Source organism: Streptomyces sp. ATCC 21386, assembly GCF_018728545.1.
Lineage (GTDB): Bacteria > Actinomycetota > Actinomycetes > Streptomycetales > Streptomycetaceae > Streptomyces.
The window spans coordinates 8,447,276-8,469,807 of the sequence record NZ_JAAVVL010000001.1; the positions used below are offsets into that span (position 1 = coordinate 8,447,276).

14 protein-coding genes are annotated in these 22,532 nt (G+C 68.0%); 8 read left to right on the forward strand and 6 right to left on the reverse strand.

Features of this window, described 5'->3' with window-relative positions; translation table 11 throughout:
- Window positions 1-827 precede the first annotated feature (827 nt).
- From GWK25_RS36220 to drmB, 4 genes are read left to right on the forward strand one after another with little or no spacing between them, the layout of a single operon-like run.
- The gene (locus GWK25_RS36220; RefSeq protein WP_215455718.1) at window positions 828-5,594 is read left to right on the forward strand and encodes a DEAD/DEAH box helicase; all 4,767 of its coding nucleotides are present in this window, start codon (window positions 828-830) and stop codon (window positions 5,592-5,594) included.
- Window positions 5,591-7,495, forward strand: a complete 1,905-nt coding sequence (locus GWK25_RS36225) for a UvrD-helicase domain-containing protein (RefSeq protein WP_215455719.1) — start codon at window positions 5,591-5,593, stop codon at window positions 7,493-7,495. Before GWK25_RS36220 ends, GWK25_RS36225 begins: the two co-directional genes overlap by 4 nt.
- On the forward strand, window positions 7,492-10,746 hold the full coding sequence (locus tag GWK25_RS36230) for a helicase-related protein (RefSeq protein WP_215455720.1): 3,255 nt from the start codon (window positions 7,492-7,494) through the stop codon (window positions 10,744-10,746). The genes GWK25_RS36225 and GWK25_RS36230 overlap by 4 nt, the downstream gene beginning before the upstream one ends.
- On the forward strand, window positions 10,743-12,608 hold the full coding sequence (gene drmB / locus GWK25_RS36235; protein ID WP_215455721.1) for a DUF1998 domain-containing protein: 1,866 nt from the start codon (window positions 10,743-10,745) through the stop codon (window positions 12,606-12,608). The genes GWK25_RS36230 and drmB overlap by 4 nt, the downstream gene beginning before the upstream one ends.
- 83 nt (window positions 12,609-12,691) lie before the next feature.
- Here the strand turns inward: drmB and GWK25_RS36240 are convergent, their stop codons facing one another.
- Entirely contained in the window at window positions 12,692-13,393 is a 702-nt protein-coding gene (locus GWK25_RS36240; RefSeq protein WP_308404402.1) for an ATP-binding protein, read from the reverse strand.
- Between the two features lie 221 nt (window positions 13,394-13,614).
- Between GWK25_RS36240 and GWK25_RS36245 the strand changes: the two genes are divergently transcribed.
- Together GWK25_RS36245 and GWK25_RS36250 are read left to right on the forward strand one after the other, a co-directional pair.
- On the forward strand, window positions 13,615-14,463 hold the full coding sequence (locus GWK25_RS36245; RefSeq protein ID WP_215455722.1) for a helix-turn-helix transcriptional regulator: 849 nt from the start codon (window positions 13,615-13,617) through the stop codon (window positions 14,461-14,463).
- The gene (locus GWK25_RS36250; protein WP_215455723.1) at window positions 14,460-14,678 is read left to right on the forward strand and encodes a DUF397 domain-containing protein; all 219 of its coding nucleotides are present in this window, start codon (window positions 14,460-14,462) and stop codon (window positions 14,676-14,678) included. The genes GWK25_RS36245 and GWK25_RS36250 overlap by 4 nt, the downstream gene beginning before the upstream one ends.
- A gap of 359 nt (window positions 14,679-15,037) precedes the next feature.
- Here the strand turns inward: GWK25_RS36250 and GWK25_RS36255 are convergent, their stop codons facing one another.
- Entirely contained in the window at window positions 15,038-16,045 is a 1,008-nt protein-coding gene (locus GWK25_RS36255) for a quinone oxidoreductase (RefSeq protein ID WP_215455724.1), read from the reverse strand.
- Between the two features lie 150 nt (window positions 16,046-16,195).
- On the opposite strand from GWK25_RS36255, the gene GWK25_RS36260 reads away from it, so the two are divergent.
- Window positions 16,196-16,564: a hypothetical protein gene (locus GWK25_RS36260; protein WP_251829197.1), complete on the forward strand. Its 369-nt coding sequence runs from the start codon at window positions 16,196-16,198 to the stop codon at window positions 16,562-16,564.
- A gap of 140 nt (window positions 16,565-16,704) precedes the next feature.
- Here GWK25_RS36260 and GWK25_RS36265 read toward each other — a convergent pair whose 3' ends face one another.
- From GWK25_RS36265 to GWK25_RS36280, 4 genes are all read right to left on the reverse strand, one after another.
- Window positions 16,705-16,854, reverse strand: coding sequence for a hypothetical protein (locus GWK25_RS36265; RefSeq protein WP_215457981.1), 150 nt, complete (start codon window positions 16,852-16,854; stop codon window positions 16,705-16,707).
- Window positions 16,851-17,330, reverse strand: coding sequence for a hypothetical protein (locus GWK25_RS36270; RefSeq protein ID WP_215455725.1), 480 nt, complete (start codon window positions 17,328-17,330; stop codon window positions 16,851-16,853). Before GWK25_RS36270 ends, GWK25_RS36265 begins: the two co-directional genes overlap by 4 nt.
- Before the next feature lie 84 nt (window positions 17,331-17,414).
- A complete protein-coding gene (locus GWK25_RS36275) occupies window positions 17,415-18,599 on the reverse strand; it encodes a winged helix DNA-binding domain-containing protein (RefSeq protein WP_215455726.1) in 1,185 nt (394 codons plus the stop codon).
- A gap of 122 nt (window positions 18,600-18,721) precedes the next feature.
- The gene (locus GWK25_RS36280; RefSeq protein ID WP_215455727.1) at window positions 18,722-20,275 is read right to left on the reverse strand and encodes a hypothetical protein; all 1,554 of its coding nucleotides are present in this window, start codon (window positions 20,273-20,275) and stop codon (window positions 18,722-18,724) included.
- Window positions 20,276-20,977: 702 nt separating this feature from the next.
- On the opposite strand from GWK25_RS36280, the gene GWK25_RS36285 reads away from it, so the two are divergent.
- Complete coding sequence (locus GWK25_RS36285) at window positions 20,978-21,823, forward strand: helix-turn-helix domain-containing protein (protein ID WP_308404403.1); 846 nt, start codon at window positions 20,978-20,980, stop codon at window positions 21,821-21,823.
- Window positions 21,824-22,532 lie beyond the last annotated feature (709 nt).

A 22,532-nucleotide genomic window follows, 5' to 3' on the forward strand; every position in this document is an offset into this window, starting at 1 on the left:
ACACTTAGATCGATGGATAGGTTTGCCCGACCTTGGCACTCTATCGACCGATTTCCACATGCAGAGTCCCCAACTCCTCACCAGCGAGGGGCTGTTGGATTGACCAGTCCGATCAGCATCCGGTATTATTAGTGGCAGCGAAGCTTTCGCTCTGCCTGCAGGCTCGAACGCAAGTCGAGAAGTCGGGCAGCCTGCGATAGCTATATCCAAAAGCAGATGCAAGGCACAGGTTCGTAGGTGCGGACGAGTTCGGCATGGACACCTTCTCGTTCACATGTAACGACTAGTCAGACAGCCCCACGGCACGCTAAGCTGAATTTCCAGACAAACGTTTCACCCGAGATGCTTGCACCCATTTCTCACGAGGGGTCAATTGTGCCTTCACGCCCCCTGTGCGACCAAATGTGACAGGGGGACCTGACTATGGACGAGTACGACAGCCACGACCTGGATTCTCAGCGCGGCCTGAGTGCATTCAATAGCGCCATTACAATGGGAAGCATCGAGCCCAAGGCGGCAGCGGACCTGCTGAGGGGTCACCCGTGCGAGGATGAGTTCCTGGAAAGGTTCCCCCATCTGCGGGACTGTACAGAACCGCCCGATGACGACGACACCTGCCCTTCGGACTGACCACCTCCACAACTCTGTGCCGGGCATAGCCCGGGGTGCGTTCATGCCGCTTCACCAGCACAAACACGTGAAGGCGGATATTTTTGCGCACCCTTTGGCACCCCTCGAACGCCCATGGGCCGGCTGTACAAATTCGGCAGCCGGCCCGTCACGCACACCTTCATTCGAATCCGTGACACCTCAGGAGTACAGGACCAGTGTCGTCTTCGTTGTCTCCGGTAATTGAAACCGTTGTCGAACAGTCTTCCCGTGTCCTCAAGACCTATTCTGTGGACCCTGGTCTCGTAGCCGAGCATGCTAACGGAGAGCGTCGCATCACCCAGGGTGGATACGGCGATCGTCAGCTATTCGAGCTTGTCCAGAACGCGGCCGACGAAATTTCCGACGAGCCCGGTGGAAAGATCCACGTAGTCCTCACGGGAACCCATCTGTACTGCGCTAACGAAGGAAATCCTGTCACCCCCGATGGTGCTGAGACAATTCTTCGAATGAGTATGTCGAAAAAGCGCGGAGGACAGATCGGAAGGTTCGGCGTGGGCGTGAAATCGGTCCTCGTCGTGACCGATGCGCCGGAATTTTTCAGCAGCACCGGAAATTTCGGATTCGACCGCGCCTGGTCGTACGAGCAAATCAAGAAGGTGCCCGGCGTGACAGCTCGATACGGACAGGAATTCGACGCCCCTGTGCTGCGGATGGCCCGTCCTCTCGACGCGCAGGCCGAGCGCACAGCCGACCCCATCCTTGATGAGTTGCTGACCTGGGCCACCACCGTAGTACGCCTGCCCCTGTTGCCGAAGGCGGACCGTCGACTGGGCCTGGACATGCACGGCGGGCGCGCCAAGGAACACGGCGAGCCTCGCGACGAGTTCCCCGTGGGCTTCCAGCTCTTCTCCCCGCACGTGGCCAACGTCGTTCTGGAGGACCGCCGTCCCCGCCCCGCGGCCCTCCGCATGCTGACCACGAAGCAGGCCGGGGACCTGCACACCGTGATCGAGGAACGCAGCGGAAAGACCGCAACCACCATCCACTGGCGCGTGTTCACCACCTCGCACACGCCCGGCCCTGCGGCCCGCGCGGACGCCGGCGAACTCCATGACCGTGTCTCCCTCGACCTCTCCTGGGGCGTTCCCGCCCTGGAAAAGGACCCGTCCTCCGGCCTGTACGTCAACTCGCGGATCCGCGGCCGCGGCCGCTTCTGGTCCTTCTTCCCCACCAAGTACGAAATGTCCTTGAGCGGCATCCTCAACGGGGCGTGGAAGACCAACGAGGATCGGCAGAACCTGCTCGACTCCTCACCGTTCAACCAAGAGATGATCAGGGTGTCGGCGGCGTTGGTCGTCGACTCGCTTCCCGCTCTGTCGCCCGCCGAGGACCCGGCCGCCTACCTCCCCTTGCTTCCCGGACGAGTCAAGGAGGCGATCAGTTGGGCCGACGAGTTCCTGACTCGGGAGATCTGGGCCCGGACCGCGGCCCGTCCGTCGCTGCCCGACCAGGACGGTGTGCTGCGCGCCCCCGCCGAATTGCGCGTCCACCCCCGGTTCGACAAGAAGGACCTGAAGCGGTTGGCCGGGTGGCTGCGGATGTGGCACGAATGCCCAGGTCGTCCCTCGGACTGGCTCCACCCGAGCGTCGAAGCCGATGCCCTGCGTTCCGGAAAGGTCGAGCACATCCTCGACGCGGCCAGGCACGAACGAGCGGATGTCCGCGCGTGGTTGGAGGCCTTGGTCGGGAGCGGTACCGCCGAGGCCTCGGCCGTGGCCGTCCGAATCCTCGCAGACATGATCGAGGTCGGCTCCCCCTTCGCGGACGAGGCCCGCAAGGCACGCATCGTGCTCACCGAGGAGCACGGCCTCGTCTCACCCGTGCCGGGCCGGGTGTTCCGCCGCGCGGACCAGGGTGGGCTGCGTGAATCCCTTGTCTATGTAGACGACGCGCTAGCACAGGACCCTTCGCTGGCCCACGCGCTCAACGTACTCGGCATCCGCGAGGCAGACATCGAAGGGCGTTTCGTCAGCGTCCTCGATCAGGGCTTCGACAGATACCGCGACGCCGAGTGGCAGCGATTCTGGGAGCTGTTCCGCAAGGCCGGGATCCGCCAGTTGACGCACAAGGTGTTGGAGCGGGTTGCAACTCCCACTTCCACTCTGCGTGTGCGGACCGCCGATGGCAGGTTCCGGCCGATCCAGGACTGCATGCTTCCGGGCAGGGTGGTCGACACGCGACGTGACCCGAGCATCGCCGTCGACATGGCGTTCCACTCCGACGACGTCGTCTTCTTCGCACAAGTCGGTCTACGGGACCGGCCCACCACAGGAGTGCGCCCGAAGGAGGGCGAGGCCTGGTTCGAGGAGTACCGGGAAGCCATGCACTCTGCCTATCTGCATACTTTGGACGAGCGCGCGCAGCGCCCCGCGCTCAGCCGCGTGAAGGTCGAGGGAGCCGCCATAGGCGGCCCGCTTCACCTGTTCCGCCTGCTCTCCGAAGAGTCCCGTGCCGCGTTCCTCAAGGCGCTTCCAGACGACGCCGTGGTGGACAACTGGACCCGTCAGATCGGTGCGCAGAGCAGCACCCGACAAGCTGTGGAATCCCCGATCCGCTGGATGCTGTGGAACTACGGCACAGCCGCCACTTCCCAGGGCGTCAAGCCGCTGAAGGAGGCCGTGGGCCCTCAACTGGCTGCCTATCGTGATGTGTTGCCGGTCGCCGACCTGTCGGCGGAAAAGGCCCGCAAGTTGCGGCTTCCTTCGACGGTCGACGAAGTTCCGGCAGATCGCTGGGCCACGCTCCTCGACGAGGTCTCCCGGAGCGAGGACGACTCCTTCGTGGGCGCCACCTACGTGATGCTGACCCGGTTCGGCGCTGACTTCCCCGAGGACGCCCTCACCCGCTGTCGTATCGGGGACACCTGGGGAACCCGTCCCGACGACGAGATCACGCTCGCCGTCGGTCCTGCCGAATACGGGGTGCTCCGCGCCGAGCAGCTCCCCGCGTTGCTCGTGCCGACCGCCGGGGACGCCGAGCTGATGGTCGAGAAGTGGGGCATGCTCCGCTACGCCGACATGATCAGCCGGGAGACCCGTGAGGTCGTCGAGGGCGATCCGGTGCCCTTGGTCGAGCTGTATCCCGGCCTGCGCAGGCACCTCAACAGCTCCAACAGGAACAGTCTGGTGCAGCGGTGCACCGAACTGGAAGAGGTCACCCGCACGCCCAACGGAACCCAGGCCACCCCCGTGGACGCCGTACGTCAGGACGGCACCGTCAAAGTCCGTGTCCCTCTGGATCCCGAACCGATGCTCCGGCTGATCGACCGCGAACTGGGTCTGGGCCTGGGCGCATCCGGCTGCCGGGCCGTGCTCGAACATCAAGACCGGATGGCTCGGGACAGCGCGATGCAGGAGGCCCGGAAGGCCGTGCGCGACACCGACGACGTGGTCACCAAGATCGAGCTGCTGGTCGGGGCGGAGGCGCTCCGGATCGGTCTCCCCGAGGGGTTGATGGAGGCGGAGCTGCAGGCGACCGACGGCGTACAGCCCTCGGGGCGGAGGATCGCGCAGATGGCCTTCAACGCGCACGGCGACGGTGTCCTCCATCAGCACGCCCGCGACATCCAGGCGCGGTTCCCCGACGCTCCCGTCGCCTACACCGGCTCCTCGTCCGCCGTCTCATTCGTGTCGGACCTGCAGCTTCCTGTGTCCTTCGCGGGCTCCCGCACCCCCTCCCGACCGGCGTTCGAGATCATCGAGGGCCCTCGGGACTTCCCGAGCCTCCACGCGTACCAGGAGGATCTGGTCCGCAACATCACCACCATGCTCGACCGCCTCGCTCCCCAGCGCGGCATGCTCTCGCTGCCGACCGGCGCGGGCAAGACTCGGGTCACCGCCGAGGCCGTGATCCGTTGGGTCAAACGCGTCGGCGACCTGAGCGGACCGCTGCTGTGGATCGCGCAGAGCGACGAACTGTGCGAACAGGCCGTGCAGAGCTGGAAGTTCGTCTGGAGCAAGGTCGGTGCGGAGCGTCCGCTCACCGTCAGCCGGCTCTGGGGCAGCAACGAGGTCGGGAACGTCGTCGATCACCCCCACCTGGTGGTCGCCACCGACGCGAAACTGGATCGCTGCCTGGACACCGAACCGTACGCATGGCTGCGTCAGGCCTCACTGGTGATTGTGGACGAGGCCCACACCGCCGTCTCCCCGCGGTACACCGCACTCCTGCGGCAGTTGGGGCTCACCCAGTACGAAACCGGTCGGCACCTGCTCGGTCTGACGGCCACGCCCTTCCGCAACACCAACGAGGAGGAGACGCGCCGTCTGGTCGGGCGCTTCGGGAACCGTCGTCTCGACGAGGGTGTCTTCCCGTCCGGTGATCCGTACCGGGACCTCCAGGAATGGGGGATGCTCGCGCAGGTGGAACACCGCACCCTGGAAGGCGGTCGGATCGAACTGACCCGTGACGAAAAGGCTCAGGCCGAACGAATGGCGATGCTGTCCCGTGCCGCCGAGCAGCGGCTCGCCGACGACCACGCGCGCAGCAGGCGCATCGTCGACTCAGTGGTCGATGTGGTCGACGACGGGCCGACGCTGATCTTCGCCACCTCCGTCGACCATGCCAAGTACTTGTCGGCCATGCTCAACGACCGGGGCATCCGGTCCGCAGCCGTGGACGCGACAACGAGCGACCAGGACCGCCGCACACGCGTAGAGCAGTTCCGCGAGGGACGCATCCAGGTGCTCACCAACTACGGCGTGCTCGCCCAGGGATTCGATGCCCCGGCCACCCGTACCGTGGTGGTGGCCCGCCCCGTCTACAGCACCAACGTCTATCAGCAGATGATCGGTCGCGGCCTGCGTGGTCCGCTCAACGGCGGTAAGCCCACCTGTCTGATCCTCAACGTCAGCGACAACATCGCGAACTTCGACACCCGACTCGCTTTCACCGAGTTCGAGCACCTGTGGAGCAGAACGTGACCGACGCCTACCTCGACAGCCCACCGCTCACCGACGAGCAGCGGGCCGTGGTCGAGCAGCCCTGGGACGCCCGTGTTCTCGTCACCGCGGGCGCCGGGGCGGGCAAGACGCACACGCTGGTGCGCCGGCTGGACGCGCTGTGCGGCCACGAGGACCCCGACGAGGCGTTGGAGGCCGCCGAGATCCTGGTCCTCACTTTCTCCCGGGCCGCCGCCCGCGAGTTGCGCGAGCGCATCGCCCGGCACGGGGAGCGGGCCGGGCGGGTGCGGGCACAGACCTTCGACGCCTGGGCGTACGGGGTGCTCCTTCAGTGGCAGCCGGACGGCGAGTGGGGTGCGGTCGGCTTCGACGAGCGGATCGGGGCTGCCGCGCGGGCGGTCGAAGAGGGCGCGCTGGAAACCGGCGACGCCGTCCCGCCTGCCCATGTCGTGATCGACGAGGTCCAGGACCTGGTGGGCGGGCGTCGAGAGCTGGTGGAGACGCTGCTCGACCGGTACCAAGACAGCTGCGGTTTCACCGTCGTCGGTGACGCCGCCCAGTCTGTCTACGGCTTCCAGATCGAGGACTCGACCGAACGCGCCGACGAGACCGGTCGGTTCTTCGACTGGCTGCGCGGCTCGTACCCCGACGAACTCGTGGAGCTGCGCCTCACACGGAACTTCCGCGCCGTCACCCCCGAGGCCCGGATCGCGTTGACGCACGGTCCCCGGCTTCAGCGGGTCACCGACGCGGACGAGGCGGCGACCGCGTACGAGGAACTGCGCGAACTACTCCTTGATCCGGCGAACGACCTGGGCGACCTTGCCGATCCCTTCGCCCTGGAGGGATTGCGGACCTTCCCCGACACCTGCGCGATCCTCACCCGCGACAATCGACAGGCCTTGGTGGTCTCCGAGCTGCTCCATCGGCACGGCGTCGAGCACCGCCTGCGGCGCTCCCTCGAAGAGCGGCCGGTGCCGTACTGGGTGGCCGAGTTGCTGCGCTGCACGGAGGCGACCGGCCTCACCGAGGACCGGTTCCGCTCGCTGCTCTCGAAGATCCCCCTGCCGTACGAGCCTGACGTGACCGTCCTGTGGACAGTGCTGCGGCGGACCGCCCGCTCGGCCGGACGTGGTGTGCTCGATCTGGAGCGACTGCGTCGCGCGGTCGCCGACGGCAGGTTCCCCGACGAGGCCGCCGACCCGGAGACCTCACGCCTCGTCGTCTCCACCGTGCATCGGGCCAAGGGGCTCGAATTCGACCGGGTGATCGTTCTAGCCCCACCGACCATCGCCGAGCTGCGCAAGCAGCACAAGGACGACCTGGACCTCCCTGCCGAGGCCCGAGCCCTGTACGTGGCGATGACTCGCGCCCGCGAGGACCTGTACTACGCGCTGTCACCCAAGTTGCCGATTCTCAAGCGGGCCGGCGGACGAAAGAACGGCCGCCGATACATCGGCGGATGGCGGTCGTACGACAGATTCGGCCTAGTGGCCGAAGCGGGGGACGTCTGCCAGGACAACCCACCCGGCCACGAGAGCGACGCCGTGGCGACCCAGGCGTACCTTTTGACACGGGTAGGGCCCGGGCAGGAGGTCGTTCTGCGCAAGCGGCACGATGTACCGATGGGTGAATACCAGAGCCCGCCGTACGCCTTGCTGCACGACGGTCGGGAGATCGGAGAGGCGTCGGAGCGGTTCCGCGAGGAGCTGTTCCAGGTGCAGAAGGTGAACCGGTCATGGGACCCCTGGTGGCCCGACGAGATTCATGGTGCCCGGATCGACACCCTGGAGACGGTGACGGGCAGCGCCGCCGCCGGCGCCAACGCCGGTCTTGGTGATCGGGGAGCGTGGATCGCTCCCCGGATCACCGGCATCGGAAAGTACCGACGGGCTGACGAGAACGAGGAGCAGCGCGCATGACGCAGGTGGCAGGCCGGCACGCCGAGCACTATCGGGTCAGGGACGAGGATCTGCTGGTCGGGCTCCGCCGCGAGCTTCTCGGTCCCGCCGCGAACGCCTCGGCGGAGGATCAGGACGAGATCCTCACCCAGGACGCGCCGATCGATAGATACCTGACCGGGGTCCTCTACCCGCGACCGGCCGACCCGACGTCGGAGCAGCGGATCCGTGAGGACGACGCCGAGCAGGACGGCCTGGACATCGCTCCGCTGCGCACGGGTGACAGCGTCGAGGAGTCCGGTACCGCGCAGGAGGTGGGCGCTGCGGGCTCCCGCCGTCCGTCGTCGATGGGGTTGACCTTCGCGGTGGACCCGGCCATAAGCGACGCGATCGTCGTCTCGGCACGAGCCGCCCTCTACGAACCCACTGATCCGGAGGGCAAGCCGATCGAGGCTCGGCGTGCCGAGGCTCGGACCACGTCCGACCAGCGGGAGCAGTGGCGGCGCAGGGAGCTGGAGCTGCCGGACACCGAGGTGGACGTGACCACTCCAGCCCCCGACATGAAGTTCGAACTCGGCGCGGGGGCCCGATTGCGGGTCAACGTCCGCCGTCCCCATCCGACCACCGGCACGGTCACCGTCACCGTCACGCTCGTCAACACCCACCAGGTCGGCGAACGCGAACTCCAGGACGCGTTCTCCCTTTTCCAGTGCGGTCTCACAGTCCGCGCGGTCAACGGCTCCACCGCGTTCGTCGAGCGCCCAGCCCCGGCCTTCGCCCATGACAAGGAGGTCGCCACCAGCAGGCTGCTGCACCGCCACGCCCCGACCTTCGCCGTCGGCCACGGCTGTGCCGCCGAATGGGACTGGACACCACCACCGGTCGGCATGACGGACACCCGAAGGGCCGCCGTCGCCGAGGTGCGGAGCGAGTTCGTGCCTTCCGTGGAAGTACTGCTCACCGACTCCAATCCGGAGATCGACAGCTCGGCGCTGTCCATGCTGGGGCTCGCTGAGAAGCCCGAGATCGACGTCCTGAGTGCTCTGGAGGATCTCGCCACCGGATACGAGACCTGGATCGGCCGGAAGGCGGCGGAAGCGGACGCGTTGGCGGGCGATCCTCACGAGCAGCCCGCGCGGGACCAGGTGGATGCCTGCCGTGAGGCGCTCGACCGAATCCGCGAGGGCATCGAGCTGCTGCGGACCGAGCCCGACCTGATGAGGGCGTTCCGGCTCGCCAACCGGGCCATGGCCGACCAGCGCGCCCGCAGTGCCTGGGTGAAGAGCGGACGCGTCGGCGACCCCGACCCGGCCGCCGGTCGCTGGCGCCCCTTCCAGATCGCGTTCGTGCTGCTCTGCCTGGCAGGCATCCACGACCCCCACCACCGAGACCGCGAAGTCTCCGATCTGCTGTGGTTCCCCACCGGTGGTGGCAAGACCGAGGCCTACCTCGGTCTCATCGCCCTCACGTCGTTCCTGCGTCGTCTCCGTAAGGGCGCGGACGGCGGTGGCGTCACCGTCCTCATGCGCTACACGCTGCGGCTGCTCACGCTCCAGCAGTTCGAGCGGGCGGCGATCCTGCTCTGCGCCATGGAGAAAATGCGGCGCCGCACGCCCGAGTTGGGGCACGAGGAGTTCTCCATCGGCATGTGGGTGGGACGCTCGGCGACCCCCAACAAGCTGGCCGTGGCGGACCAGAAGCTCGACGAGCTGCGCAGGAACCTCGACAAGCGCCTCGCCACCGAGAACCCCGTCCAGTTGCACGCCTGCCCTTGGTGCGGGACCCGCCTGGACGCCCGGAACTACGAGGCCGACGTGGACGCCAAGCGGATGCACGTCCGCTGTCCCAACACGGACTGCGAGTTCACCCACGGTCTCCCCGTCCACCTGATCGACGAGGCGGTGTACGACGCACGGCCGACACTGGTGATCGCCACCGTCGACAAGTTCGCATCGATGCCGTGGCGTCCGGAGACAGCGGCACTCTTCAACCTCGACGACCTGGACGGCGCCACTCCACCCCCTGAGCTGATCATTCAGGACGAACTCCACCTGATCTCGGGCCCGTTGGGCACCCTCACCGGCTTGTACGAAACCGCCGTTGACGCGCTGGCGCGCCGCCCCAAGGTGATCGCCTCCACCGCGACGATCCGTCGCGCCGCCGACCAGGGACGCCACCTCTTCGCACGCGGCGTGCGCCAGTTCCCGCCCGCTGGCCTTGACGCTCGCGACTCGTGGTTCGCCGTGGAGACACCCCGCGAGGACAAGGCGAGCCGCCGCTACGTCGGCCTCCTGGCACCCGGCACCAGCCAGTCCACCCTGCTGATCCGCACGTACGCCACTCTGCTGCACCGAGCCAAGAACGCAGAGACCACCGACGAGGTGCGCGACGCGTACTGGAGCCTTGTCGGCTACTTCAACAGCCTCAGGCTGCTCTCCGCGGCCGAACTCCAGGTCCACGACGATGTGGTGGCCTATCTGGAACTGCTCGGCGCGCGCGAGGGGGTAGAGGTCCGCCCGGTCACCAACTATTCGGAGCTGACCAGCCGGGTCGACGCCAGCGAGATTCCGACCCGTCTCAAAGGCATCGAGAAGAGATTCCCCGACGACGACGCGGTGGACGTCCTCCTGGCCACCAACATGATCGCGGTGGGCGTGGACGTGGACCGCCTCGGTCTCATGGCCGTGATGGGCCAGCCGCAGACGACTGCCGAGTACATCCAGGCGACCAGCCGTGTCGGCCGCGCACACCCCGGCCTGGTGACGGTCATGCTCAACTCGACTCGGTCCCGGGACCGTTCCCACTACGAGAGCTTCCAGCACTTCCACTCGGCGCTCTACCGGGAGGTCGAGTCCACCTCGGTGACACCGTTCTCCGCTCGCGCCCGCGATCGGGGCCTGCACGCGGTGATCGTCGCTCTGGCCCGCATCCTGATCGAGGACGCCCGCCCCAACCCCGGCGCGGGCAAGGTCGAGTCCTACGAGCACATCCTCCGAGGCCGCATCAAGTCCGTGCTCCTGAAGCGCGTGGAAGCGGTGAGCCCCGAGGAGGTCGAAGCCTCGTCCCATGCCTTCGACGAATTCGTCGAGTGGTGGTGCAAGGAGGCCAGCAATCACAGTGACCTGCTTTTCGAGCCGAAACGGGGCAGCCGCGCTCCCTCGCTGCTGAAGGCGTACGACGACGAGTCCGAGGACGCCGAGGCCTGGGCCACGCTGTGGAGCCTGCGCGATGTCGACGCCGAGTCCGCCCTGTTCATGGAGGGAACCCGATGACCCCGCCCCCCGCCCGCCGCCGTCGGACCGACGCGAACGGCTCGGTGCCCGCCCACAGCCTCCCGCGACGCGGTGCGGTCCGCCGCGCCCAGGCGATCACCACGTACGGCATCGGTTCGCTCATCGCCGTCGACGCCGAGTCCTTCGTCGTCTCCGGCCTGGACGACGCCGATCGGAGCTGGAGCGTCGACGAGTCGCCTCGGATCCACGAACGACGACTGGCCCGCCTGCTCGGCGTGGACTACTTCCGGTTGCCGCCCGCGTCTGGCGACAGCAGCAAGGACGGACTCAGAGTCCGGCGCTTCCCCTTGATGCATTCCTGCCCCGAATGCGACGACCTGCAGCGGCACCGTGACTTCAACCCGCCGGCCGGTCGTAGCGTCTGCGGCACGTGTGGCGCCGACCTCGTCCCCTCCCGTTTCGTCGTCGCGTGCGAGGCCGGGCACCTCGGGGAGTTCCCGTACTGGCAGTGGGTGCACCGTTCCAAGGATCGGGGTGCCTCGACGACCGGGCAGTGCGGGGGGAGACTCAAGCTGCGTACGTCCGGGCGTACGTCCTCGCTCCGTTCGATCCTCGTCTCCTGCACCTGCGGAAAGGCTCCCGAGGTCTCGATGGAGGGCTCATTCCGCAGAAACGCTCTGAAAGATCTGGGCCTCAAGTGCTTCGGACCCCGCCCGTGGCTCGGCACGGGCGCTCTCGCCCAGGAGTGCGGGCTCCCGTTGCGCACACTTCAGCGTGGCTCCTCGGCGGTGTGGCAGCCGGTGCTGAAGTCCGCGCTCTCCATCCCGCCGTGGAGCAACGGTCGCGCGGATCCGCTGGCCGAGCACTGGGACGCGCTCCGCGTGTACGACAGCCGCGAGCACGTCGAGATCTATCTGAAGGGTGTTTTCAAGGGCAGCTGTCCCGTATCCCTGGACGAGGTGATGGACCTGCTCGACGCGGAACGCGAGGAGGACTCCGACGGCGAGGCGGGCCCCACGTTCGACCATCGCTATCTCGCCCTCCGCAACAAGGAGTACGAGCGTCTCCGCTCGGGCAACGACGAGGGTGAGGACTCCCACGAGGAGCAGTTCGTCTGTGAGAGCCCGCTGGGCGACCAGAGCATTCTCGGCCCGCTCGGCGTCACGGGGCCGATGCTGGTGAAGAAGCTCCGCGAGGTACGCGCCCTGAAAGCGTTCACCCGACTCGCCGATCCCGACTCCACGACCGAGTCGAAGGAGATGCCGCTCTCCAGCTCCCCCTTGCGCTGGCTCCCGGCCATGGAGGTACGCGGCGAAGGAGTCTTCCTCCGCCTGGACGAGGACCGGCTCGGCACCTGGGAGAGAGCCACGGCGGTGGCCGCGCGGGTCGAGCGGATGCGCACCGCTCACCAGCGGGTGCTGGAGCAGCGGGCCGAAGACCCGAGCAGCGTCGTTCCCTCCCCGGCCACCCCTCGCATGGTGCTGCTGCACACCCTGGCCCACGTCCTCATCAACGAGTGGAGCTTGGACGCGGGCTATCCGGCCGCTTCCCTGCGCGAGCGCCTGTACACCGCTGACGACATGGCGGGAGTGCTCATCTACACTGCGACGAGCGACTCGGCGGGCAGTCTCGGCGGGCTCGTCGCACAGGGCGAGCCGAAACGTCTCGACCAGGCGATCCGCTCGGCCGTCCACCGTGCCGCCTGGTGCTCCTCCGACCCGCTCTGTGTCGAGTCCGAGGCGTCCGGCACGGGCGGAACCAATCTCGCCGCGTGCCACGCCTGTGTGTTGCTCCCCGAGACGAGTTGCGAGCAGAACAACATCCTGCTCGATCGCGCACTGCTCGTCGGGACACCGGAGGATCCTCATCTGGGCTTCTTCGCAGGCCTGTTGGATCAGTGACGTCAGTGCCACAAGGGCGGGCCGGCAGAAGGAAGAGGCTGATCCTCCTGCCGGTCCGCAGCACAACGCTCCGCGCCCGTCTGTCAACTCCGCCTCTTTGCCGGGCGCTTCCGGGCAGCGCACCTTGTCTCCTCGTTCGCTTGGATCTGTGACTCGAACCTGGTCTGGGCGTGGTCCAGAACCTGGTCCGGGTCTTTGCCGTGCGCCCGGAGCCAGTGCAGGAAGTCAGTGATCACTCCGATCACCGTCTCTTCGGCCAAGGCCGTGCTCATCCTGTTGTCGACGGCCGAAGCAGGCGGCGACTTCGTCGTGGCGTACACGTCGAGCAATGTCTCGGCCCTCGACACACCTGGGTCGTCGAAGCGACCGATCCGCGGCATGGCACCGGTGTTCAACTCGCACCAAGTGACCTTCCGGCCGTCGTGGAGCTGAACACCCCAGCGGTCGGCGACGGCATCGACGAGCGCCATGCCGCGCCCGCCCTCCGCATCGGCGTCCACGTCCATGAGCGTGGGCAGGGCCCGGGTGTCGGGATCATGCACCTCGATGCGCAGGTGCGTGCCACTCATCGAGACCGCGAGGGTGGCCGGGGTGCCGGGACCGACGTGCGTGATGACGTTCGACACCAGTTCGCTGACGCAGAGTTGAGCCTCATCCACGACCTCTCGCAGGCCCCAGAGTCCCAGGTGCAAGCTCATCAGGTGCCTCAGGGCAGCGACCTCCTCGGGGTCCGCCGTGAAGGTCAAGTCCCACGGCTGCCGGGACGCACACGGTTTCTGGATCACTCGGACCTCTTTCGTCGTATGCCGACTCCACCCCGACCTCACCCGCTCGACGGAGTGTCCACGCCCACTCACACTGAGTAGCGCCGACAGTCAGAATGCAGCCGGCACATCCCTGCGTGCAATGTGCACAGCGGGATTCCCACTTCCGAGTGATTGGCAGGCGGCGCCCTTGGCGCGAGACTGAATGCCGCTATTCGACGGATGGTTGAGAAGGTTTCGAGATGGCCGGTTCACCGACGGCACGGCGTCGTCGTCTCTCGATCGAGCTGAAGAAGCTGCGCGAGACAAGCGGGCTGACGTGCGCTCAGGTCGGAGCAGCGCTGGACTGGAGCGGCTCCAAGGTCAACCGGATGGAGACGGGCAGCGGACGGGTACAACCGTCGGACGTCGATGCCCTGTGCCGGTTTCACAGTACGAGCGACGAGCTGCGCGAATTTCTCAAGTCCCTTGCCCGGCAGGCCAAGACGCGCGGCTGGTGGCAGGTGCACGGCGCCGGCGTTCCCGAATGGTTCAACATCTACATCGGGTTGGAGCAGGACGCCTCGGTGCTCCGCCAGTATCAGTGCGAGTTGCTGCCGGGCCTCATGCAGACCGAGGAGTACGCCCGCGAACTCCACACGACGGGTGCTCACATGTCCGTCCAGGACATCGACAGGGCCGTACGCGTTCGCATGGAGCGGCAGGCCATGCTCGCTCGACCCGACGCGCCCGACGCCTGGTTCGTCGTGAACGAAGGGGCCGTGCGCAACGTCGTCGGGGACCGGGCGCTGATGCGGGAACAGCTGGAACGCGTCCTGGAGTCCGCCGAACTGCCGTCCGTGACCTTGCAGGTCCTCCCCTTCGACTCAGGGACCTGCCCGGCGACAGGCTCGTTCACGATGCTCGGCTTTCCGGCCCCGGAAGACCCGGATCTGGTCTACCGGGACGGCATCACCGATGCCGTCTACCTCGAAGGCGAGCATCATGTTCGTGAGTACACGAGGGCGTTCGACGGTCTGCGAGCCGCGGCTCTGAGCCCTCGACGGTCAGCCCAGTTGATCAAGTCCGTCCTGAAGGAATGCGCCAGATGAACATCGCAGAGGCCGGCGACGACCACCGTCCGAGGTGGTTCACGTCCTCGTACAGCAACGGCGCGGGAGGCGAGTGCGTCGAGTGCGTGATATCCGACGACCACGCACTCATACGTGACTCCAAAAACCCGAACGGCCGCGTCGTCGCCGTCGGCAGCAGTGCTTGGCGCCCCTTCATCCATGCCCTGAAACACAGGAGGCCGACACACTCGTAAATTCAGTCCGGGCCGTCCGGAACGAGCCCATCCACCGCTGGACCAGTGGAGCACGCTTCACGGCAACGCCCGTCTTCCTTGCACAGCCTTTCCCGGACTGTGTTGCGGGAGCCGCGTGACGCCTTGGGGTTCGAGGAGGTTCACCTGACCGGCGGTTCTTCGCGCGGTCGTGGTGTCCCTCGCAGGTCGTGTCGCTTCAGTTGCGTGCGGAGAGGCCCGGCCGTGTTGCCATGACGCCCGCTGTCCGCCGACCGCACGCGGATTCCCTGGGACGTCAGCTGCAGGAGCCGATTGTCTGTTCTTCGTCTTGTGGCGGCGGGTGGTGTAGCGGGCTGCGTCGGCGGTGATCGCCGTGGCGGTCACGCGTCGGCCTCGCGGCGTCCCACAGCGGCCGCATCGGGTATGACGAGCAGCTTGCCAGTGGTACGCCGAGCCTCCAGATCGCTGTGGGCCTGGGCAGCCTCGGACAATGTGTAGCGGCCCGTTACGGTGACCTCAAGCGCCTTGGAGCGCACCCACTCGAACACATCGGCGGCTCGTCGGAGCAGTTCGGACCGATCGGCGATGAAGTCCCCGAGGCTGGGCCGGATCAGGGTCAGCGAACCGCCGTGGGCGAGCCGAATCGGATCAAACGACGGCACGGCACCACTTGCCGCGCCGAAGAGCACGAGATGGCCGCGGGTTCGCAGGCTGGCGAGGCTCGCCTCGAAGGTGTGCGCGCCGACGCCGTCGAAGACGACCGGCAGTCCCTGACCGCCGTTGAGCCGTCTCACCTCGGCTGCGAGATCGTCGACCGCCGAGGAAAGGATCACCTCGGCGGCCCCGGCACGCTTGGCCAGCTCGGCCTTCGCCGTGGTCGACGTCGTGCCGATCACCCTGCCGCCGAGATGGGTGATGAGCTGGGTCAAGAGCAGCCCCATGCCACCGGCAGCCGCATGCACGAGCACCGTGTCGCCCACCTGAACCGGGTAGGCGTCCTTGACGAGATAGTGCGCGGTCATGCCTTGGAGGAGCACGGCGGCGGCTGTCTCGAAGCCGATATCGTCGGGCAGCGGCACCAGCCGGGAGGAGTCCACGACGGCCCGCTCGGCATACGTGCCGGGAATCTCCACCCAACCGACCCGGTCCCCGACTGCGACGTCAGCGACGCCGGGTCCGACTTCGACGACCGTGCCGGCGCCCTCAGCACCCGGGGTGAAGGGCAGCGGGAGGCTGTACCGACCTTCGCGGTGGTAGACGTCGAGGAAGTTGACCCCGGACGCGGCGACCTCCACGACCGCCTCGCCCGGACCCGGCCGCGGCTGGTCCACCTCGGCCACCTGCAGCACCTCGGGACCGCCCACTTCGTACACCTGAATCGCTCGCATGACCCTCCAATGATCGGCTTCTCCCCACCAACCCCGTTGACGGCGATCCGATTCCCGGCAAGCAGACCAGCCCGCCGCCCCCGCCGAGAGCTGAGACGCCTGCATTGCACCCAGGTCTGGGACAGGAGACCGAGGCTGTGTGTATGGCGGGTGCCTGACCCCGCAGTCCGTCAGGTTGGATGGCACCGTGGTGAGACGACCCATGACGAAGAAGAAGCAGCCCCCTTCGGCATACCGAAGGAGATCATCCTGCTGACTGGGCAAGACGTGTGGCCCTACGCGTTCATCGCCGACGACTCGGGTGGCGGATGCGGCAAGGTCCCGATGCCCGCCGACGCCGCCTCCGAGGAGGTACAGACGGCGATCTTCACACACCTTGCGGGCCTTACCCGCATATTCCACGGCGTTGAGATCGACGTTGAGTGGTCCTCCCTGACGCCGGACTCGTGGGTAGGCCACATCCGGCGTGTCACCGCGGAGGAGCCTGCTCCGCCTGGCGCGTTACCTGAAGTCGGCTGACCACGGATCGGCTCACCGGGCACCGAAAGCGTCCAGACCAACACGTCGACGAGCCTGCAGACCGCCAGCAAACCGTCCTCGTCGCTGATGTCGTACCCGTCGTGAGCCGCGGGGACCAACCGGTGTACTCAGCTCCTACATCATTCGGGATGACACGCACGGTAGGTGTTCTCGCGGGCCTGCCGGGCGAGGCTCTCCCAGCCCTTGGCCGAAGCCGCGTCCGCGAAGCGGACTTCCCAGTGGCCGTGTGGCGCCGGTGGGGCGGCGCGGTCTCCGCGGCGCCCGGTCATGCGATGTTCCTGGGGTCGGGTACCGGGCCGTAGTCCTCGGAGTGGTGCCGGGTCAGCGCGGCCAGGAGTTCCGGGTCGGAGTAGACCTCCGCGGTGTGCTGCCAGGCGATGAGCAGTTGGGCGACGGAGGCGGTGTTGCCGACCGAGTCGGCGGCACGCATGGTGTCGACCAGTTCGACGGCGAAGGCGTGGAGATCGGGCTCGGGCAGGAAACGGACCCAGGGGAACGCCTCCGGCAGTATGTCGAGGAGTAGTTCCATGCTGCCGGGCTCCCGGCGAGCCATCGCGGCCAACATCCGAGTGGCCGCGGACACCACCGTCTGGTCCTGCTCGGCCCGCGCCGCGGTGGTCAGGACCAGATCCTCTCCGTCCCGGCGGTGCAGCAGCAGTCTCGGCGATTCCTGTAGCCGAGCGAGTGTCTGCTTGTTCTTGTTCACCAGCTCGGAGAAGTTCACGGCGGCGCTCTCGGTACCCATAACTTTGAAAGTACTTCGAAGCTCGTGCGGTCGCCATCGCTCGGAGGAGTGATGGCGCAAGGTGCGGCCACGAGTAGGGCCCCGTCAACCGGCGTGGAGTATGCGTGTCTCCGCCGTGGCCGGGAGCGGCTTCGTCCACCAGTGGTCGTGGCGGCGGTACGGGGTGGGGTCCGAGCGGGCGGTGAGGAGGGTGTGCAGGGCCGTGGCCTCCTCCGTGAGGGCGTTCCAGACGGCGGTGGGGAGGGGGTGGAAGGCCGTGGCCTCGATGGAGTCGGGCAGGGGGCGCCAGATGCCGGCCACCTTGCCGTCCACCAGGAGGGTCGGGAGTACGTCTCCGTTCATGCGGGTCACGTACGGGCGGTACTCGGGTGGGAGGAGGCGGCCCCGGTCCGCGTAGGCCAGGAGCGTGCTGTCCCACATGGCCAGCAGGCGGGGTGGGGCGGGGGTGTCCTCCGGGGGGCGTGGGGCGCCCGGGATGTCGTACAGGGTTTGGCCGGTGTCCGTGGCGTGCAGGGTTTCGAGTTCCTCCGGCATGGCGGACAAGGCCGTTTTGATGCGGCGCTGTTGGATCAGTGCGAACTGGGCCATGTCCGCGACCGTCGCCGGGCCGAAGCCCTGGAGATAGCGGCGGATGAGGGTACGGAGGCCTTCGGCGGCCGCTTCCGGATCCGTGAGGGACGGTCGCGGGGAGGCCGCCACGTAGGACTGGCGGGTGTCGAAGGACCAGGGGCCGCCGGTCGGGGCGTGCCACAGGGGCGCGTAGTGGCGAAGCATGCGATGGGCGGCGGTGTCCGCCGGGGTGGCGGTAGCGGCAGTGCCCAGGTGGTCTTCCAGCCAGGTTCTGAGTTCGGCTGCCGTGCGCGGGCGGGCTTCGGCGTACGTCAGGAGGTGCGGGAGGAAGGCGTCGGCGTCGGCGGCTGTCAGGCCGCAGGCGCGGTAGCGGGGGTCGCCCAGGCGGGAGCCTCGGAGGGTCGGTTCCATCGCCTCGCGGAACGGGGTGTAGTCGTCCGCGTGGACCGTGTGGACGGTGACGCGCATCAAGGTCGCTCGGACGAGGCGGTGGTCGGCGAGCGCCGCGTCCAGCGTGGTGGGGTCGAAGGGGGACAGGCGGTTCCACAGGGCGATGTACGGGGACGCCGGGTGCTGCGCTTGGAGGGCCACGATGCGTCGTATCGCCGTCGGCACGTTCAACTCCGCGCGGGCGAGGAGGAGTTGGCGGGCGAGGGTCGCGCGGTTGAGGGCGCGGGCGGTGAGTTTCGTGGTCCCCATGGGGGGATTCTCTCCCGTCACCCACCGCGGTTCCTTCGCCCTCTTCGGTCTGTGCCGCAGGCCCTGCCCTTCCCCGTCGGGGGGAGGGCAGGGCCTGCGGTACGCAGGGGGCCGGGTGCGGCCTATGGCGTCTTCGCCTCGCCCTTCGTCAGGAGCCACTCCTCGTGCAGGGCTCCCAGGGGGATCTTCGTCTGGAAGATCGGGGTGCCGAAGACGGAGAGCTGGAGGTTCAGGGTTCCGGTGAGGTCGATGCCGCCGTACAGGGCCCAGGAGCCCTTCGCCGAACCTGTGCCGTTCGCCGAGCCTTCGGCGGTCGCGTCGGCCTCGGCGCGGAGGTACGGGGCGATGTCGGCGGTGACGCCGACCGTGCCGTAGAGGCCGACCGTCGCCTCCGCGCCCATCGCGGCCTTGACGTCGCCGACGGCCGTGACCGTCGTCTTCAGGGGCTCTCCGGTCATGTTCGACTCGCTCACGCCCTGCCAGCCCTTGGCCCAGGTGAAGTTGCCGCCGACGCGGAAGTCGCCCTTGAGGTCCTGCTCGACGTCGACCGTGACGCGGCCGTCGGCCTCGACCTGGAAATAGCAGACGAGGTCGAGGTTGACGACGATCGGGACCGGGCCGACCTGGATCACGGGGTCGGCGTGAAGTTCGGCGAAGGGGATGCGGATCGGCTTGCCGTCGGTCGAGCCCGCCGCGCGGCCCTTCAGCGACCACTGCGATGCCCAGTCGCCGGTCAGGCCCAGGAACGCGCCGCCCGGCGATGAGCCCGTGCCGGCGCCGGAGCCGTCGTACGAGAAGGCGACCTCGGGGGCGAGTTGGACGAAGCCCTCGACCGAGGCCGCTGCCGAGGCGGGGGCGCCCGGCGCGGTCTCCACCGCCGCGCCCACGTCGATGCGCAGGCTGCCGAGTGGGAGCTTCGCGCCCTCGGGGCCGAAGGTGAGGTCGCCGGTCTTCGCCCAGGAGACCTTCACGCCCTGGACGAGCGGGTCGACGTCCAGGGTGGAGGGGTCGACAGGGACCGTGCCGTCCGCCTTGCCCTCGCCCAGGACGGAGTTGAGCTCGGCCGGCTCCGTCTCGACGGTCGTGCCGCCGTCCGCCGCCGTGCCGACGATCTCCGTCACCTCGGCCAGCACGCCGTCGGGGGCGCCGGGGGCGGGGGCGCTGGCTATGACGTCGCCGACGGCCACGGCGGGCTTCGGCTTCGGTTTCGGTTTCGGCTTCGCACCTGTTCCGGTGCCGGGGTCGGTTCCGGTTCCGGGGTCGGTGGCGGTTCCAGGGTCGGTGGCGGCGTCGCCCTCGTCGGAGCCCTGGGAGGCGGAGGCGGTCCTCGACGGAGTCGCGGACGGTTCGGCGTCCGGCTCGGACGCCGGTGCCGTGATCACCGCCCGGCCGCTCTTTCTGTCGTACGACGCGACCTTGAGCGCGGATTTCTCGGCCTTGCCCAGCCGGTCGGCCGCGTTCGTGTCGGCCACGGCGGTGGGGGTGGCGTCGCCGGTCGAGGCGGACACGACGGCGAGTTGCTCCTCGGCCGCGCCGGACGCGGGAGACTCGGCCGTCGTGGCGGCCGCCTTGTCTGCGGTGGCGGGGGAGTCGGTGGAGCAGCCGGTGATCAGCAGGGTCGCGACGGTGATCGCCGACAGTACCGACAGTTGGGTGTGTCTTCTGAGTTTGTGCACGCGTGAGTCCTCGGGAGCGGTGACAGGGGGGTGCGCTTCAGGAGGGAGAGAGAACGAGGCGGCGCAGGGCGGGCATGGCGGCACACATGCCCTCACGGCCGTGCGCACGCGGCGGTTACCCCCCAGTAGCCACGCATGAGCATGCCAGGCCCAGGGGATGCCGTGGACCACTTCTCCCGCAGCCGGCCTGTGACCTGACTCACGCCACTTGCCCTTGTCGCCCGCCCCAACTTCCTTTTCGGTGAGGAGAGTTGAGATATCAGGGCACTGCCGCATGCAGTCGGCGCGGCCGGTCCAGATGTGCGTCGCGACCCTCAGGATCAGGGAGTCCGGGCCGGAGCGAGCCGTTCCGGTTACCCGTGGTTCCGTTCGCGAAACGGGTGCATGGTGTGTACATCCGCTGAAGGCGCGCTGGAGGCGGGCGTGTTGGGCGCCACTCGGGGTAGCGGACCAGCAACGCGTGATCACGAGAGGGGGTCCGGGTCGGCGTCGCCGTCGCCACGGGTCCGGCTGTGAGCGTGCGAAGGGGACCCGTACTGGAGATGGATGAGACGCATGCTCGATGTCTTTGGGATTGACGCCCGCACCGAATCCGTCTACCGGGGGATGTTGGCCCATCCCGAAGCCGGAGTCACCGGTCTGAGCGACGCGTTAGGCCTCTCCCGGGACGAGATACGTACCGCTCTCGACAGACTCAGCGAAATGGCGCTCATACGACCGTCCGCCGAGGATCCACAGCGTATGCACGCCCTCAATCCCCAACTGGGGATGGAAATGCTGATAGCCCGGCAGCAGGCCGAACTCGCCGTTCAGCAGCAGCGGGTGGAGGAGGGCCGCGCGGCGGCTGCGCGCATTCTCTCGGAATTCGCGCTCGACGATTCCGCGACCGTGAAGGGCGACGCGGAACACGTCGAGGGCCTCGACAATATCCGGGACCATCTGGCCGCGATGAACAACGAGGTCGAGGACGAGTTCCTGACCTTCGCGCCCGGCGGCGCCCAGACCGAGGCGAACATGCGCAACTCGCGGCCGTTGAACCGTCGGCTGCTGGACCGGGGTGTACGGATGCGGACCGTCTATCTCGACAGCATCCGCAACGACTCGGCCTCCGTGGCGCACGCGGAGTGGCTCACCTCCCACGGGGCGCAGGTACGGACGGCGCCCTCGCTGCCCAACCGCATGATCATCTGGGACCGGCGGGTCGCGTTGATCGCCGCGAACAGCGACGACACGGGGGCCGGGGTCACGATCCATCGGGCGCAGGGCACGGTGGCCGCGCTGGCGGCGCTGTTCGAGAACGTGTGGCGGACGGCCGAACCGTTCGGGGTGGACGGGCAGCAGCCGGAGCCGGACGGGTTGAGCGCCCAGCAGCTGGAGGCACTGCGGCTGCTGGCGCTGGGGCACACGGACGAGATGGTCGCCAAGCGGCTCGGGGTCTCGGCGCGCACCGCCCGCCGCATCGCCACCGCCCTGATGGAGCACTTCGACTCCCGCAGCCGCTTCCAGGCGGGGGTGCGGGCGGCCCAACAGGGCTTCATCCAGGGCTGAGGCCGACGCGACACGACGCGACGGGTGCCTGACGGCTGTTCGGACGGGTGCCTGACGACTGCCGACAGCAGGCCGGTGGGCGCGGTTCGTGCGAGTCGTTGAGCGAGTCAGGTGTGACCGGTCGGGTCGTATCGAGCGCGATCGCTCGAGTGCGTGAGGTGTGGCCGGTCCCGGCCATGGCCCGAACCGTCCAGCGACCGTCGGCAGGGCATATGCGGCGAGCGCCCCAAGCTAGGGGGATGTATCTCGTTCACCTTGCCCTGGAGCCGTCCGGTCGGGGGGCCGGCGGTGTTTCCCTGCCCGCGGACACCGGGCCGGCGATCGCCGCGAGCGCCGGTGAGTCCGACGGGCTCGAACATGTCACCGTGCACCGGGACGATCCCACGCGGCCGGTGGTGGGGTTCTTCCTGCGCGCGGCCTGCCTCGAAGAAGCGGAGAGCAGGGCGGTACGGCTCTGGCGGCGGACGGTCGCGTGTCGGCCCGACCTGCGGAGCTGGCAGGTGCGGTGCTCTGAATCGCCCCTCCTCGTGCCGGACGAGGGATGGCCCTGGTGGCCCAGGACTGAATAGGCCACGGCCAGTTTGGGCCATCGGTATCCACTTCCCACGGCATCTCCGAGCCGCAAAACTCTTGCTTGTCGGAAGCACCCCATCACCCTCACAGGAATGGGCACGGAGTTCATGGAATTCATGGAGTTCATGGCACGCGA

What these genes read in the sequence shown, in the direction of transcription:
- GWK25_RS36270 (WP_215455725.1), bottom strand. Translation starts at nt 17,330, where the DNA reads ATGGGTACCGAGAGCGCCGCCGTGAACTTCTCCGAGCTGGTGAACAAG.
- GWK25_RS36275 (WP_215455726.1), bottom strand. Translation starts at nt 18,599, where the DNA reads ATGGGGACCACGAAACTCACCGCCCGCGCCCTCAACCGCGCGACCCTC.
- GWK25_RS36285 (WP_308404403.1), top strand. Translation starts at nt 20,978, where the DNA reads ATGGCGCTCATACGACCGTCCGCCGAGGATCCACAGCGTATGCACGCC.
- GWK25_RS36255 (WP_215455724.1), bottom strand. Translation starts at nt 16,045, where the DNA reads ATGCGAGCGATTCAGGTGTACGAAGTGGGCGGTCCCGAGGTGCTGCAG.
- GWK25_RS36265 (WP_215457981.1), bottom strand. Translation starts at nt 16,854, where the DNA reads ATGACCGGGCGCCGCGGAGACCGCGCCGCCCCACCGGCGCCACACGGC.
- GWK25_RS36250 (WP_215455723.1), top strand. Translation starts at nt 14,460, where the DNA reads ATGAACATCGCAGAGGCCGGCGACGACCACCGTCCGAGGTGGTTCACG.
- GWK25_RS36245 (WP_215455722.1), top strand. Translation starts at nt 13,615, where the DNA reads ATGGCCGGTTCACCGACGGCACGGCGTCGTCGTCTCTCGATCGAGCTG.
- GWK25_RS36230 (WP_215455720.1), top strand. Translation starts at nt 7,492, where the DNA reads ATGACGCAGGTGGCAGGCCGGCACGCCGAGCACTATCGGGTCAGGGAC.
- drmB (WP_215455721.1), top strand. Translation starts at nt 10,743, where the DNA reads ATGACCCCGCCCCCCGCCCGCCGCCGTCGGACCGACGCGAACGGCTCG.